General features: G+C 54.2%; 14 protein-coding genes. 9 read left to right on the forward strand and 5 right to left on the reverse strand.

What is annotated here, in order from left to right; translation table 11 throughout:
* Positions 1–82: 82 nt before the first annotated feature.
* The 3 genes from VKV29_RS04055 to VKV29_RS04065 all read left to right on the forward strand — a co-directional run bounded on the left by VKV29_RS04055 (position 83) and on the right by VKV29_RS04065 (position 2263).
* Complete coding sequence (locus VKV29_RS04055; protein ID WP_324200021.1) at positions 83–472, forward strand: metalloregulator ArsR/SmtB family transcription factor; 390 nt, start codon at positions 83–85, stop codon at positions 470–472.
* A 934-nt stretch (positions 473–1406) separates the two neighbouring features.
* Complete coding sequence (locus VKV29_RS04060; RefSeq protein WP_324200022.1) at positions 1407–1649, forward strand: hypothetical protein; 243 nt, start codon at positions 1407–1409, stop codon at positions 1647–1649.
* 158 nt (positions 1650–1807) lie between these two features.
* Entirely contained in the window at positions 1808–2263 is a 456-nt protein-coding gene (locus VKV29_RS04065) for a GtrA family protein (RefSeq protein WP_324200023.1), read from the forward strand.
* Here VKV29_RS04065 and VKV29_RS04070 read toward each other — a convergent pair.
* From VKV29_RS04070 to VKV29_RS04080, 3 genes are all read right to left on the reverse strand, one after another.
* A complete protein-coding gene (locus VKV29_RS04070) occupies positions 2257–3132 on the reverse strand; it encodes an NAD+ synthase (RefSeq protein ID WP_324200024.1) in 876 nt (291 codons plus the stop codon). The two genes, VKV29_RS04065 and VKV29_RS04070, sit on opposite strands and share 7 nt — an antisense overlap.
* A gap of 6 nt (positions 3133–3138) precedes the next feature.
* Positions 3139–4086, reverse strand: coding sequence for a nitrilase-related carbon-nitrogen hydrolase (locus VKV29_RS04075; RefSeq protein ID WP_324200025.1), 948 nt, complete (start codon positions 4084–4086; stop codon positions 3139–3141).
* 681 nt (positions 4087–4767) lie between these two features.
* Positions 4768–5592, reverse strand: coding sequence for a ferritin-like domain-containing protein (locus VKV29_RS04080; RefSeq protein WP_324200026.1), 825 nt, complete (start codon positions 5590–5592; stop codon positions 4768–4770).
* 390 nt (positions 5593–5982) lie between these two features.
* On the opposite strand from VKV29_RS04080, the gene VKV29_RS04085 reads away from it, so the two are divergent.
* Positions 5983–6849 carry a phytanoyl-CoA dioxygenase family protein gene (locus VKV29_RS04085; protein WP_324200027.1) on the forward strand — a complete coding sequence of 289 codons (867 nt, stop codon included), beginning with the start codon at positions 5983–5985 and terminating at the stop codon, positions 6847–6849.
* Between the two features lie 97 nt (positions 6850–6946).
* The gene (locus VKV29_RS04090) at positions 6947–8005 is read left to right on the forward strand and encodes an alcohol dehydrogenase catalytic domain-containing protein (protein WP_324200035.1); all 1059 of its coding nucleotides are present in this window, start codon (positions 6947–6949) and stop codon (positions 8003–8005) included.
* Here VKV29_RS04090 and VKV29_RS04095 read toward each other — a convergent pair.
* Both VKV29_RS04095 and VKV29_RS04100 read right to left on the reverse strand, forming a co-directional pair.
* Complete coding sequence (locus tag VKV29_RS04095) at positions 7988–8668, reverse strand: cyclase family protein (protein ID WP_324200028.1); 681 nt, start codon at positions 8666–8668, stop codon at positions 7988–7990. The two genes, VKV29_RS04090 and VKV29_RS04095, sit on opposite strands and share 18 nt — an antisense overlap.
* Positions 8665–9027: a hypothetical protein gene (locus VKV29_RS04100; protein WP_324200029.1), complete on the reverse strand. Its 363-nt coding sequence runs from the start codon at positions 9025–9027 to the stop codon at positions 8665–8667. Before VKV29_RS04100 ends, VKV29_RS04095 begins: the two co-directional genes overlap by 4 nt.
* A 242-nt stretch (positions 9028–9269) precedes the next feature.
* On the opposite strand from VKV29_RS04100, the gene VKV29_RS04105 reads away from it, so the two are divergent.
* The 4 genes from VKV29_RS04105 (at position 9270) to VKV29_RS04120 (ending at position 14866) form a co-directional block, all read left to right on the forward strand.
* The gene (locus tag VKV29_RS04105; RefSeq protein ID WP_324200030.1) at positions 9270–11792 is read left to right on the forward strand and encodes a hypothetical protein; all 2523 of its coding nucleotides are present in this window, start codon (positions 9270–9272) and stop codon (positions 11790–11792) included.
* Positions 11793–11908: 116 nt separating this feature from the next.
* Positions 11909–12892, forward strand: a complete 984-nt coding sequence (locus VKV29_RS04110; RefSeq protein ID WP_324200031.1) for a HEAT repeat domain-containing protein — start codon at positions 11909–11911, stop codon at positions 12890–12892.
* 399 nt (positions 12893–13291) lie between these two features.
* Entirely contained in the window at positions 13292–13663 is a 372-nt protein-coding gene (locus VKV29_RS04115; RefSeq protein ID WP_324200032.1) for a hypothetical protein, read from the forward strand.
* 726 nt (positions 13664–14389) lie between these two features.
* Positions 14390–14866 (forward strand): hypothetical protein, encoded by a 477-nt coding sequence (locus VKV29_RS04120; RefSeq protein WP_324200033.1) that lies wholly within the window; start codon positions 14390–14392, stop codon positions 14864–14866.
* Positions 14867–15176 lie beyond the last annotated feature (310 nt).

Consider the following 15176-nt stretch of genomic DNA (forward strand, 5'->3'; position numbering starts at 1 on the left):
TTGGTAGGCCCTTACCTCTTGACAACTGAAGGAGAGGTAGAGTATTATCATATCGGAAAATCTCGATACGATAGAAGTCGAAATGAACGATCTTCTGCTTTTTGCCAAGGCGATTTCAGACCCCATTCGGCTTCGCATTCTCTATGCGTTGCAGGAGGGGGAACTATGCGTTTGCGAGCTGGCCGATGCGTTGGAGCTGCGCCAGTCCACGCTTTCCACGCACCTACAGATCATCCGTCAGGCCGGGCTTGTGCAGACACGGCGTGAGGGCAAGTGGGTCTACTACGCTTTGGAGCCGGAAGCGCGTCCACTGCTTGATGTGCTGTTTTCTGCCTATCGCAACTCTTTGGAAGCGGATAGGCGGTTAAAGCGGGATGCCGAACGCATTCAGCAGCGACTTGCCATGCGCGAGTGTGGCTGCTGTGTGTTGGGGTTTTATCAGTTGGAAAGGAAAGGAGGTGAAGAGAGATGAAACCGATCGGGATTGTTGTAACCGTAAGCGCTCTTCTTGCGATGCCTATGCCCTTCGCAGTAGCACAACCACGAGCAACGCACAAGATGGAGGTGCGCCATAGGAAGGCACCACAGGTTCAGGTGACAAAAGCGGTGAGGCAAAAGGGCTCTCATTGTCCACCAACCTGCCCGCAATGCTGCCCGCCGTGCCCGGAGTGCCCCTAGGTAGCTAGCAATAGGCGAGTAAGCAGGCGCTCTGTTTTAGAGCAAGTTGGCAGAGCAAGCTTGTCTTGCTCGCCCTCTATTGCTTTCATTCGTCCTCACGGATAGCAATGCAGAAACCAGAGAGCTAGGTGCTCAAGGTAACCTTATTGGCTGCTGAGGAGGGTGGGGCTGCAGAAACTGCCAACTTCGCGGTTTTAGAGCAAGCTAGCAGAATGAGCCTATCTTGTTCGCCCCCTATCCCATCCTTTCCCCCGGTTCGGGAGAAAGGGGGCGGTTGTGTTGAGTTCGCGAAGGAAAGGTTATCATAAGAGACTGTCTGTAGGGGTAGGCCTTGTGCCTCCCCTTCCATAGCCTACCTTCTGTATGTAAAACAGGCCGCAAAGGCACCGTTCGCTAGGCTAGGACGCTCACCGCGAGGTGCCCCTAAGGGCGTTCATGCTTTCGATGTGATAGTTTCCTTGGCCATAGGCGCAATGGGATTTTTTCGTGGTTTTTGACGGTATATTGATATATCGCACTTACCAAGGGCTGCATTGCCTTTAAGCTCTTTTTCGACTCAATAGCAACTCTATTTCATGCAGGTTCGCTCGTGATGTCTGAGGGCCTATCTTAGGGACGACTCGGTTGCCTTCTACGGCGCCGGTCGGCGAAGATGAGACCTCCTCGTGTTCTCGCCCGAGTGGCATCCGCTCGACAAGAAGGTTGTATGTAGGAGGTAGACGCAAACCGTGAAACACTGGATCATCGAGACCCACGCCGGGCAGAGTGTTCTAATCCACTACTGCCGCTATGCAGAAAACGGTATCGGTAAAGAGGTGCTACGCCAAGATATCGGCGGTGGCTATGTGCGCTGCGATCTGTGCGGAGAAAAGTTCCTTCCCCCCACCCAACCGCATCATCCCCGCCTTATTCTGAAACTGCAGCCTCTCCTGGAAGACTCGATTGCGGAAGAGGAGGTTGCCTCATTCTGAGTATTCAACTCTCACTTACTGTGTGCGGATAATTTTTGCGGCTGCGCATGTGTTTCTCTCGAAAAGAGCGACTCTCTTAGAGGGAAAGGAACGGGCTTTTGTGCCAAAATGAAGCGGTTCGCTCATAACACCCTAACACCGTTGAGAAGGAGATGTTTATGGAGACAACCACGCCCGTCGTGGTAAATGGCTCAAGCTGGAATCAGTTCATCAAGTTTTGCATTGTGGGCGCCTCAAGCACCGTAATAGATGCCGGTCTGTTCAATCTGCTACATCTGGCTTTTGGCCTCCATCCTTATTTTGCCCGCACCCTTTCATTCTCTGTGGCCGTCATCAACGGCTTTATATGGAACAGCCTATGGACTTTTCGCGGCCTCGGCAGCGGCTCGCGCCACGCGCAGTTCGTAAAGTTCGCCGCCATCAATGTTGTAGGACTTTTTCTCAATCTCCTCATCATGAGTGTGGTCTACTATCTGTTGAGCGGTCATCTGCCTCGCGCTCACGATCATGCCCCGTTGCGAATTAATATCGCGCTAGGAGCCGCCATTGTGGTGGTGGCCTTTTGGAACTTCGGCGCCAATAAATACTGGACGTTTCGAGGCGTGCGTCAGTAGTCTACCGGACGCAGATAGTAGTCGTTGATGGAGGTTGAGGAGATCATGGCCGTAGTTGGCAAGTGCCGTTTCCAGTGGGTAGAGTCCAGCCGTCCTTTCACCAACTTCACCTCCTCCTCGGTAAACCCCATTTCCAGCAGGCGGGCGGGCGGGTAGCCACGCAGCAGGAAATAGAGAATGCGGTCGGCTTTCTGGTAGGAGATGCCGAAATCGCCTTCGTCCGTCTGCCCCACAATAAGGTCGGCCGAGGCCGGCTTATTCACGATGACCTCAGGCACACCCACATAACGCGCAAGTTGCCAAACTTGGGTTTTGTAGAGGTCGCCTAGCGGGTTGATAGGCGGAGAATCGTCGGCATGCCAGGTAAAGTAACCCAGCAGGCGCTCGCTTTTATTGCCGGTTCCCACCGGCAGGGTTCCCAATTTCTGGCTTTGGTCGAAGAGCACGATCATGCGCATGCGCGCCATCACATTGCCCCGACGCCGTGGGTCGGCATCGGGAGCATATTTTAAATAGCCATCCACCGCATCGGTAATAGGGATGGTCTCCATGCAGATGCCGGTCACTTCGGCTACAAGCGCTGCATGTTCGAGGCTCTCCTGCGAAGAGGTTTTGTAAGGCATGCGAATGCCGAGCACGTTTTTGGGGCCAAGCGCCTTTGCCAATAAGAAGGCCACCAACGACGAGTCGACCCCACCCGAAATTCCCACAACTGCCTGGTGAAACCCACGGCGTCGGACGATCTCATCTTGGAGAAAGGCAACCAGCCAATCGGCCAACAGCGGTGCGTTGATCTGCAGAATGTCTTCCGTCTCTGCTGTCAGAGGTTTGGCACAGATAATAGGTAGTCGTTGACGTTCCTGCTGCATAGGCATCTACTCCCTGTGCACCCGTTGTGCGGCCACATCTAACTCCGCAACCACATCGCCAAGATTGGCTTCGAGGTCGGCCAAAAGAGGTGAGGTGGCACGGGCAATGGCGACATCTTCTCTGTCTATGGTGGCCGTCACGATGCACTCATCTCGGTCGGAGCCGATAACCAAACACTGCCCCCAAGGGTCTACCACCTGTGAAGAGCCGGTAAAACCCTTGCCTCCCTCAAACCCCACCAGTCCTGCATAGACCACCCAAATGCCATGTTCAGAGGCGATGGCGGGAAGGAGAATGTTGTAATGGGCGATATTGCCCACATTCTTGCCGGTGAACTCACGCCCGGGCGAGGCGCTGGGAATGTAGAGAATCTGCGCTCCCTTGAGAGCTACAATGGTTGAGGAGACCGAGTGCCAAATATCTTCACAAATGAGTATGGCGGCACGCCCAAAACGGGTATCGAAAGCGCGAAAGGTGCGGCCACGAGAGACAAAGCGCTTTTCGTCGAAGACACCGTAGGTAGGCAGAAAGAACTTTCGGTGCACATGCTTTAGTCCCGGCTCAACGGCAGAAGAGGGCGCTGCCAAGGTGGCGTAGAGAGCGCTGTTGTAGTAGCGCCCGTCCCATAGCTCATAGAAGCCCAGCACAATGTCGAGGCAAGCTTCCGAGCGATGAACCCGTTCGCGGTAGAGCCGTAGCAGATCGGCATACACGGTTTCGGCAGGGCGTGCTACCTCCCGCACGCCCCCCTCTAAAAAGTAGCCGGAGAGCACCGTTTCCGGCAGAACAAGCACATCGGTGTGTGGCAGCTCCTCCTCCAACTGCGAGAAGAGGTCGGCCACCCGCTGCAAATTCGTCTCGTAGTGCCCTTTGGTGGGTTTGATCTGCGCTATCGCCAAATGTAGCTTGGTCACCGTATTATGCCTCTCACTCATTTTACCTTGCGTTTTCATTGCCGGTTCCTTCTAGCTAATATACAACGGCAGAAACATGACTCTGTGGCACTCTGCTCCGATTAGCAGGAGGGTGCAAGGGGATGAGGCCGTCAAACGAAGCGACGCGTTAGTAAATAAGATATCCTCGTCTTAAATAGGGCGAGTTACGCCTGATGGGGATGGGCTGTATGGGTAGGCACAAGGCCTACCCTTCTGTTTGTTGCGCGGATCGGAAGTGAAGTGGTTTCAAGAGAGGGCTCCGCGCCATTGCATGAGAGAATATGTTATTATAGATGCTAACTTCGTCGGAACTGGGTTATTTGTAACCCTTGTTTTGAGCGTAAGTTGACGTGGCACCGGCGTTTCGGCGTCAATGCCGACGGTGCTGCGCACTGCGCCTTTCTCAAGGCCGACGCCCTCCCCCTCAAGGCCGACGCCCTCCCCCTCAAGGCCGACGCCCTCCCCCTCAGTGAGGATTGAAACGAGAAGAGGACGCCGGGGAAGAAAAAATGCGTGGCTCTTGCACGAGGGTTGAGGGGCAAGGTGGAAGCAGGTATCTTTCGGTCTCCGGTCATAGACCTTCAGATCGTTCGTCCCTCTATTTCAAGCAAGTGTGTGCAAGAGCCACGCCACGCGAGCCTTAGGTTAAGTTCCCTTCTACTCGCAAAATGGGAGCGACTGCTCCCATCTTCCGAGCTGTTAGGAGTTAGGAGTCGTGCTGTCCAGAGTTACCGTCGGAGTTTCGGTGAGGTAGAAGTTGGCGGTGGTATTGAACTGATAGGGCGTTGGGTCGAAGCCACTTCCGCTAGCAGGCGGCGTTACGAACGGCCCGAGCGCCTTCACCACATCGTTAATGGTTTGAAACTTGGGGCCGGTGGTAGAAAAGGTGCGTTCAAAGGCGATGTTGTTTGCTGCATGCCCATTGGCCCCCACAACCGATTCGGGGGTTCCACTAAGCCCTGTAACGGTGGTAAGCCCCAGATCGGCTGCGATAACACGGCCGAGGGTGCGGTGCTCGCTCTCCACACCAAGAATCTGGCCTGCCAAAACCTTTAGGGCGCTGGTGGAGAGGTCGCGAATGCCGATAAGGTAGGCTGCAATAAAGGCATCCTCGAGGGTGATCAGGGTATTAACAACCGTCTGCGCATTCTGCTGGCCGTTAGCGGTTGTGAACATGCCGGTGGGGAAATAGAATGTGAGCGCAAGCGGCTGCGCACCGGCACCTACAAGCACCTGGTAGTGTATGGCCTCCTGCTCACGGCCGGCCACGAGATAGGCCTGGTCATTCGCATTTCCATTAAGGCCGTTGGTGTAGATGGCCGATTTGATGATATTGTCGTACATAACGGTAGCTAGCGCTTCGGCCGTGGCCGCCGCGTTGATGATGGTTGCATCTTGATTGGTTGAAGAAGAGCTGCTTCCTCCACACCCCGAAAGCAAAAGGCCCGCCGTGGCACCCAAACCAAGTGTTCCTACTCCCGCCATAAAGCGGCGTCGAGAAACAGCTTTTTGAAGCTCGTTCATAAAACAGTATTTCCTCCCTTAATCTGTTCAGAATATGGTTCGCGCCATGCTCTGAGCTTGTGCAGGAATGGGTTAACCGTGCCGATTTTTTCCTGCTACTATCATCTTAACCTATGAAGATTACAGGGAGGTTTCCAGAAGATTTCATGAAGGTTACAATTTTGACCTAACCCAACCGGAAAGGGTTTGGAGGTTGTTTTCGGGCTTTATTTGCATCCGGCAGAGCCGAGTCCGGGCTGCAAAAGTGCTGTCGTTTCGAGTGGCTTCCCCGAAGAAGGAGAAATATTCAGCCCTTTGGTCGCCATCCTTGCCTAAAAAGCCCATACCTTTTCGATGATATATGGGGTATACCTTTATATGCTAGGTATCATATAAAAGGAGACATTCGCGATGCTCACCCTAACAGTAACTCCCGACGAGAAGCAAACCGGCCAGCTCACCCTAGAGCATCTGCAGGCCGCACGAGAGGCGATTCTGACAGAGGGGTTTGTTGTGCTGGAAGATGTGGTAGATAAAGCCCATTTGACGATTCTAAGAGAGAAGATGCTAGAGGATTTGCGATGGCTGCAGGCCCGACAGGACGCCCCCTACAACTGGAATCGGGGAAATATTCAACAAGACCCGCCGCCGTTCCCACCCTATCTTTTTCGGGATGTTTTGGTGAACGATCTCGTTATCGCTGTGACAAGGGCAGTGCTCGGCCCGAAGCCGCGCAATGTGTTCTACAGCGGCAACACGGCCTTGCCAAGCCCGTACCGTCAGCCGGTTCATCTTGACATGCCTCAACTCTATAAGGAGGATGGCAGTGTATCGGCCCCCTATGCGCTTGTCATTAACGTGCCGGTCGTCACCATGAACCCCGAAAACGGCAGCACGGAGATTTGGCCGGGGACGCATGTTTACGCGGAGGTAGATAACAACTGGCCTAACTTAGAGGTACCGGAGGCGGTGCTTGCACGTCAAAGAGAGATCACTCCTCCGCTGCAACCCACGGTAGAAGAAGGTTCCGTTTTGATCCGAGATATACGCTTATGGCATGCAGGAATGCCGAATCGAACGCACACACCGCGCCCGATGATCGCCATGATCCATGCCGCCTCTTGGTATCACTCTATAGGCAGCAACCTACGTTTTCCAAAGGGCACAGAGGCCTTTTTCGCGCATCCAGAGTTAGTTACCGAAGCCGCCTTCGTTGAGGAGCCTATAGACTACCTAAATCAGCCTCATGGCTTTGCCTATCAGCCCGATGCGGAATAGACGGCACAGCTCACCTCCTACCCAATTCCCTTTAATAGGCTTTTCTAGGTATGATCTTGTAACATTTTCAGAGAGCGGATAAGTTGCTGTGAAGTTTATGAAAGCGGCGGTTTTGGAAGACATCGGCCGCCTTGAAGTCCGTGAGGTGCCCATACCGGAGGTCAGCGACGATTCGGCGCTTATGCGGGTTGAGGCGGTTAGCATCTGTGGTTCGGATATGCGCATTCTTCACCATGGAAACCCACGTGTTAAGCCACCGACCATTATCGGCCATGAGACGGCAGGAGTGATCGTAAAGGTAGGGCGCAACGTAAAACGGGTGAAGGAGGGCGACCGTGTGGCGCTTGGGGCCGATGTGCCCTGTGGGCAGTGCCGTTGGTGCAAAGCCGGGTTAGGCAACAACTGCTCCATTAACTATGCCGTTGGTTACCAAATTCCGGGCGCCTTTGCCGAGTACATGCTACTGCCGAAACTGCTTTTGGAGGAGGGGCCGGTGACGCCCTTCTCTGAGCGCCTATCGTTTGAGGAGGCGGCGCTTGCCGAGCCACTGGCCTGTGCCATTAACGGCTTAGAACTGGTGAATATGAGGCCGGGGAAAAGTGTGGTCATCATCGGGCTAGGGCCTATCGGCTGCATGATGATCGATCTCGCACGTCATTTTGGCGCCTCGAAGGTCATCGGAGTTCAGCGCAGCCGGGCGCGGCTGGAGATGGCCAAGTTCTACCAGGCCGATGTTTATATTGCTGCGGAGGAGGAGGATGTCATCGCTCGTTGCCGAGAGGAGACGGAGGGAGAAGGCCCCGATATTGTTATTACTACCAGCGGTTCGGTAGAGGCGCACGAACAGGCTGTAGAGATGGTGGCGCATCGGGGCTATGTAAATCTGTTTGGGGGCCTGCCCAAAAGCGCCCGTCCTATGCAGCTCTACTCGAATACCATCCACTACAAAGAGTGTTTTCTCACCGGCTCGCACGGCAGTGTGCCGCGCCAGCATGAGAGGGCTGTGCGGTTGCTGGAGGAGGGGGTGGTGCGCGTGAAACCGCTCATCACGCATCGCTTCCCCCTGGCGCAGATACATGAGGCCTTTGAGGTGATGGAGAGCCGCCGGGGCATGAAGGTTACGCTCTATCCGCACGGTCTACCCAAGGGAGATTGAAGTGTCGTCCGACACCAACAACACAGGGCGACACCAGGCGCCCGAAGCTGCTTTAAGGTGAATGGGCAGCGCCATGAACAACTGTGGGCTGGGCAAGTTGCAGACCTCCGGTGGCAAGCGCAGCTCCTCCACAATCCAGATGCCGGCCTTCAAAAGGATGGCGTGCACGGCCTTATCGTTTTCCGCATCCCAACCCCCGATGCCCCAGTGGTCAATGCCTATACCACGCACTTTTTGTGCCACCAGCCATTCCGCCGTGGAGGGCACGATTTTGGGTGCTTCGTAGAGCCATCGCTGGCTGCGCTCCCGAATATCGCCCCAACCGGTGGCAAGCAATACGATGCTATCGGGCAGCAGGGGATGGGGCAAAGCGGCGGCCAATTTCGCCTCGGTGATCGGCTCTTTAGGCTGCAGAGGGCGCAGATCGGCGATATAGGCAGGGCCTACAAATCGCTCAAGAGGGATGGCGTCGATGGAGGCGCCATCGGCAAGGCGATGGAGAGGAGCATCTATGTGGCTACCGGTGTGGGCCGCGAAAGTGAATAGCTCGAGCTGCCAGTCGTCTTGGGGGTGTTGAAGTTTCATCTCAAAGCGAATAGGCGGATGCGCCGGGCAGTTGGGCCCTCCGTCGGAAATGGGCTGTGAGAGGTCAATAATCTTCACGGTGTTTCTCCTAAAGAGGTGCTGTTTGGTTGGTTAAGTGGGGCCACCTCGTCCACATAGATGGTACCGTTATGCCCCACCCGATACACGATGCGGGCCGGCCGATTGAGTTGCAGCTTGTCGAAAGCGATGACCTTACCGGCCTGATAGAGATGGCCGTGAAAGCGCACCACCACCAGAGGCGGCTGCGGGGTACCCAACAGCGAGCTGCCGGCGGGCACCAGGGTAACCACAACGGCCGTGCCGGTTTGTGGGCGGACACCCTGCAGGTTTTGGCGAGTAAAACCGCGCAATAGGGGGTCGGCAAACAGAAAAGAGAGCAGGGTGATGCTGCCGACTATCAGGATTACAGCACGCACAATGCGTTGCTGTTTAGATAGGGACGGTCTGCTTTTCTGAACGGTGACAGGTCTTTCTCTTCCTAGAGGCAGCATAATTAATATTCTACACTGTATCTCTTTCGCGAGCGATGCCCGTGCGTATCGGCTAGAGATGAGAGGAGTTAAAGGAATTTTAGAGAAACTAACTGTACATCCTACGACGTTCCGATCTGTAAGCTGTATGCAGACACACATAAAACGGATGTTTCATGGGCAGTTAGATGAAGCGTAATTCTGGCTTTGCTAGGGCGTGGTTCTTATTAGGATGTCTGTTGTTCGCCATCTTAAGGACGGGCGCCGCAGCGCCACCGCCTTTTCTCCACATCGAGAACAACGCTCTCTACCTTGGAGACCTCCCGTTTCGCAACATAGGCGTTACTATCCCCGACCTCTTTGATCGCTTTTTGAGCGGCCACGAGGCCTCAGCAGAAAAGGCTCTGGCCGATGCCGAAACGGTGGGGGCACGTTTTGTGCGGTGTGCCGCCATTCCTTCTAGCCAAACTTTATTTTCCCGCTATCGTTCCGACCCCAAAGGCTATTTCGCCGCTTTCGATGCCATGCAGGCCGCTCTGCAAAAACATCATCTGTTGCTGGTGCCCTCATTGCTATGGGATGGGCAGACCTTAGTACGGGCGACCCAAGAGCCAAACGGGGGTCTGCGTGCGCTTTTTACTGCAGGCACACCAGCCTATCAATTGGCAAAGGCCTACATCACGGCTATGGTGTCGCGCTATGCCAACGACCCCTATATCCTCTTTTGGGAGATCGGCAGCGACCTCGATAGAAAGGCCGATATACTCTCCCCAAACGATCCCGTCGCCTACAGCTCCGACCTGCTGAGCGCCTTTTTAGGCCAGATGGCTCAACAAATTCATAGGTTAGATAAGCGCCATCTGGTCTGTTCCGGCAACGGAATGCCGCGCCCCGACGCCTGGAACCTTTACGAATCGCGCCGGCAAGGCGTCACTCAACCGGCAGGCTCTCCGCAGCCGCTCGATACATTGCCGCAATTTCGCGAGATGATGGCGCTGCGCAACCCTACCGGCATTGACATCCTCAGTGTGCACCTGGTGCCCCCTGGCGAGGCCACACCTCTCTGGTTAACTCGTGATGACACGCAGGCGCTTACCCTGCCGTGGGTGCAGCGCATCGCCCTCGACCTACATCGGCCGCTGTTTGTAGGTGCCTTTGGTCAAGCGGTTCAAAACAAAGGGGTGGAACAGAACGCTCCTTGGATGCTCAACCTGATGCAGAGGCTGCAAATAACGGATGCACCGCTCGCGGCGGTGCAAAATTGGGAGTCGGACCCACCCACAGACTTTACCCTTTCGTTGCAAGCCACGCCGAGGCTTGCTGTGGCTTTAAAAACCGCCAACGCCTTTATCGCCGACACGGTGATACGTCATGTGCTGGTGGCTTTGCCGCCACAACTGTTTGCCACCGAGACCGCCGTGGCGAACGACCGTCTGCACACGCTTGCCACCCTGCTGCAAACGCTTTCGCTCCCCTTGCTACAGGCGATGCGCCTACCGCCTAACGGCAAACAGGGCTCACTAATCAATCGCACCGGCACGAGCCTTCTTCTCCCTTATGAACAAAGCCTTCGTTTTCGCGTGGCCGATCTCGCTCTGTTAGCTCAAACCGGTTTTCTCTCCTCAAAAGAGCTAGAAGGGTGGATTCGGCTGCTGGCAAGGCTGCAAAACGGCAGCAGTCCGCTTCACTTCCCCGAGGGCCTCACCGTTCCCGCCTACAGCATACCGGACTGGATCGCCCCCGATGGAACGGCATGTTGGTTTCCCGATGCCAAGGGGGATAACGATCAGGGCACGGGGGCCTTTGGGCACTTACCGCCGGCAGATGGCGCCTTTTGGTTTCTGCTGTTGGTGCAAGCAGATATAACCCAGCATGGCGACCCGAACCTCTTGCGGGTGCGTTTTCGCACGGCACAAGGCTCCCTACCTCTATGGCAGGTCTGTGAGAACGCCTTTAACTCCATAGCGGCCGATGGCGCAACTGGCCTTGTCGCTGTGGGAGGCACATCGCAGGAAGCGCGTGCCGACTGGGTCTTCGCCGACCGGGTGCAGAAGGCCGGTTTTTGCCTTATGCCATCGCTCTTGCGGCTGCAAGCGGCTCAGATTCTTTCAACCCTCTTTAGCGCCATTGACGATGCGGTGCGTGCAAGAGACTATCAAAGCCTTGCAGACCGCATTCGGGCCTCGCTTATCTCCACCTTCTACGTTCCCTTGGGGCAGGTGAACGGTAAAGATGTGGGACTTTTGCTTTCGGCCACCAAGCAGGGGCGACGGGAGGATATTTGGGCTTCTGCTTACGCCCTCGTGTTGCAGGCTCTACCGAGTGACATCGGAAACGCCGTTTCACGACATCTTGACCAACTCTATAGGGCGGGTGGTCTCACTTTGCAGGGCTATGTGCGTGCGTTGCCGCCGTCCGGCAGTTACGGAGGCTATTGGGAGGCCTCCACCGATGCGCCGGATACAGGTGAAAACGGCGGGTATTGGGGATTTCCGGTAGGCTGGCTGGCCGTTGCAATAGCCCAGACCGATCGACCGGCAGCCATACAACTTCTTCAGCAGTATGCCGATTCGCTTGAAAAAGAGTTGTCGGCCGGGGCGCCGTGGGAATGGCGCAATGGGAAGACCCTCTTTGGTGCGCATTGTCTGCTCTCCGCCGCCTACCCGGCGGAGAGCGTGCTAGAGGCTTTAACAGGCTTTCTGAGCGAGTAACTGTACGAGACTGCGGCCGTATTGCCGCCAATCCTCCTCTGCAGATTCGACAGTTTGTATAAAGTAGGTTTGCCTTTCTAGTAAAAAAGACACAAAGCTGAGCATGAGAAACGGCCATGAGCGTTGTAGAGCGCAAACAATTGGTAGCTTCGGCCCCTAAAAGTAACAGACAGGAAAACTGGACGGCTTGGTTCAAGCGTCTCGACGATGCAAGTCGCTTCCTCATAGCCAATGAGGTTCTCAATCTCTTTCCCCTTCATGCCTCTTTTGTTTTGGAGGTAGCGCTTAGGGATAGAGATGAGCTTGTACGTAGTTGTGCGGTAGATGCCATTGGCGAAGCCGAGATGAAGGCATTTGTGCCCCAGTTGCTGCGCTTGCTGCATAAAGACCCCAGTGAACTTGTGCGCGCCGGTGCGGCCGAGAGTTTGGGGCTTATCGGTGACCTGCAAGCGGTTCCTCACTTAATACAGGCCTTAGAAGACCGCGCTGCTGTGGTACGCCTTTGGGCTGCTGGTTCGCTCGGCTACTTCGCCTCTTCCTCAGAAATCCGCTTGGCCTTACACAAGCTTCTGACCAAGGAGCGTTACGGAAATGGGCGTGTGGCAGCCTACACTTCCTTAGTGCTTCAAGGCGAGGAACGGTATTTTACGCATGTGTTAAGAGGGCTAAGGAGTCATAGCTTTCATGCCCGTTGTGCGGCAGCAAACAGCTTGCCTGAAGTCATTCGGCCTTGGAATGCCTCACGATGTTTTGAGGTGCTTGCTCATGCAATAACGAAAGAGCGCTATCGGGGTGCGAGATGTACGTTTTATAGGACCTTGTGTGATCTCTCCGAGTGTTATGAGGAGGGTTTAGTTTTACTAGAGGCAGCCTACCGCAGGGGCGATGTGGACGCGGGCTTGTATTTGTGTGAGGCGAAGTGGGAGCGAGGGGATAAGGCGGGTGCGCTAGAGATAGTTCGGGAACTGAAAATGAGTACGGTTGGGGGTAAGGCAGACTGGATGACAAGCGCTCAAGGGGAGTGGGCTTTGTCGTTGTTGGAGTTGCCCGCGGGGGATGAGTGTAAGGAGGTTTTGAAGGAAGAACAAGCCAGAGAATGAGAGGTTACACCTTAATCCCATGAATGCCTTTGGGAACGTGGTAGCCCGAAGAGGCAGCAGCAGTGACCCCTACCGATTTGCCGGCAGGAGCGGGTATCTAATGGCGGAGATGCTGAGCTAACGTATGTAGGATCGCGGTACTACGATGCCCAGGGTGGCCGTTCCATCACACGAGATACCTACTTAGACCAGAAGTCTTATCATAGCCCAAGTAATTGGGCTAGGTTGTATCATTAGCGGAACTATCCAAACTGGCATAGGGGTGTGGCAGTTTGCGAACGATCTTGACCGCCTGACTCGACCAAAGCATTAGAGGCACAGAGGAACAGAAAGGGTTTTTTTCTATCTCTGTCCCTCTGGCATAGCTAGGAAACAACTTTCTTCTCATGGGGGTAGAGTATGCCGAATCCTTTCATTTTTCTATCAGTATTGGAGTTTCTTTTGCTTTTACTATCTCTTGCATCCATATCCTGCATCATCTATCAATACGTTCGTCATCAACAACCTTACACGTTTTTATCTTTGTTGGGTGATGTGAGCTTTGCTCTTTTTCTGCTGATGATTCCTCTTGATTACCTTCAACAAACGGGTTGGTTTTCCCAGGAATGGCGCCAGGTTATTGAGCAACTCTACCATATTAGTGAGACACTGTTTTTTCTGTTTGCCCTGCCTTTTAGTGGATATATGCCGTTTGGGCGTAAACGGTTGCAGCAGAGGGTGCAAGCTAAACAAAAAGGAGAGGAAAATCAAGGTACTCAGTCAAATCGGTAAGACACTCGTTCTGGAGGTCTTACACAAGGGAGCGAGCCAACCGACGGAAATTCGTATCTCCATTCCCAAATAGCATTGGCTCTGCAGTGGCTGCGGTGAATTCAGCTTGCAGGTTCTAGGGGGTATCGTAATGGCGGGGATGCTAGGTTAATGTTTGTAGGGCACTGTACTAAGATGCCCAGGTTGGCCGTTTCATCACGCGGGATACCTACTTAGACCAAAAGCCCTACCTCTACTGCGAGCACGAGCCGGTAAATAGGCTAGACCCTAGTGGGCACAGTCCTGGCGCTCCTGGCCCCCACTGTCGCAATACCACGGAGGACATTGTACTCGATTTCGACTTCAACCATGATGACTGGAGGCAGATTGCTCGAGGAGTAAGAGCGATAGCGGACATTGAAATGAATATCGGGAGGCTTCCTGGTAGTGCTGGGTTAGGAGCTTCTTACGACAAGTGGGAAACACCTGTCTGGAGTGACTGGGGTGAAATCGAACCGGGCTTTTACGGTCCTAAGCCCATTCCCTGGGTGGGTGTTATTGGTTTTACGTTTGGTGGCTTAACAATAGGAGGTGCTATCGCAAAATTTATCGTAGCACCGATTATAGATCGTTTGTAAGCTATCAAACACAAAGTAGATAATTGATGTACCACTAGGCTAGGCTACGCTACGCACGCCTGTCTAGCCTAGTGGACTTTCCTTCTTCTGTAGGTGTAGGAGGTCAAACGTGCAACAGTTTCCTAAGGAGATACATTCAAACCCACAGACAAAATCGCAACAGGTTAAATGGCATCAATTAGCCCCTGAGACCTATCGGCAACGTTTCATTTTGCACACCATATGGGCTTTTGTGAGTTTAGCCACATTGGGAGAAAGCCTTCAACATGCTCTAATCCATCGCTTCTTCCTCTGGGATGGGTTCAAGATGGGATGGGCTATTATTATCCTTTTCCTGTATCTGCGGCTGCTTCGGAACCTCTGTTGTAATACCCAACTGCGCAAGCGGGTGCTTTCCGATACCCCTATTCCCACGATACCCAAGCAGGCCACGAAGCTGGTCGCTTCTCAATCGCTTTTGCGCCCTGCTTCCCCTCATGCTCCTGAGGTGCTTCTAAGACCTACAGACGAAGCTTCCGAACACTTGGTACGCGGGAGTGCGCGTCCGCCCGATATGCAGGTAAATGAGGAACAGGCTTTCCAATAGTTTGTGAACATTGGGCACTTTCGAGTAGGAAGCCTTTTAATTTCTTGCGGATGCGCCTGTTGGGGAGGATAAACGTAAAAATCGGGTAAAAGACGAATATAGAGGGCTACAGCCAGCTGCTAGAGGCAACTCGGCTGTAGCTGACTTCTCTTCACTTTTTGGAGTTTCAAGTCAGATACCCCTGGCTAAAGCACAGGGGCTTGTGCCTGGTTGGAAGCGTGTGCCTCCGACCGACACAATAGGGCGTCTGAACTTTCGCCCCGTGCCTTGAGGTTTCTCGCCGCATTGAAATCAGCATTCGCCTCAAAGC

This window comes from Chthonomonas sp. (assembly GCF_035294165.1).
GTDB lineage: Bacteria > Armatimonadota > Chthonomonadetes > Chthonomonadales > Chthonomonadaceae > Chthonomonas.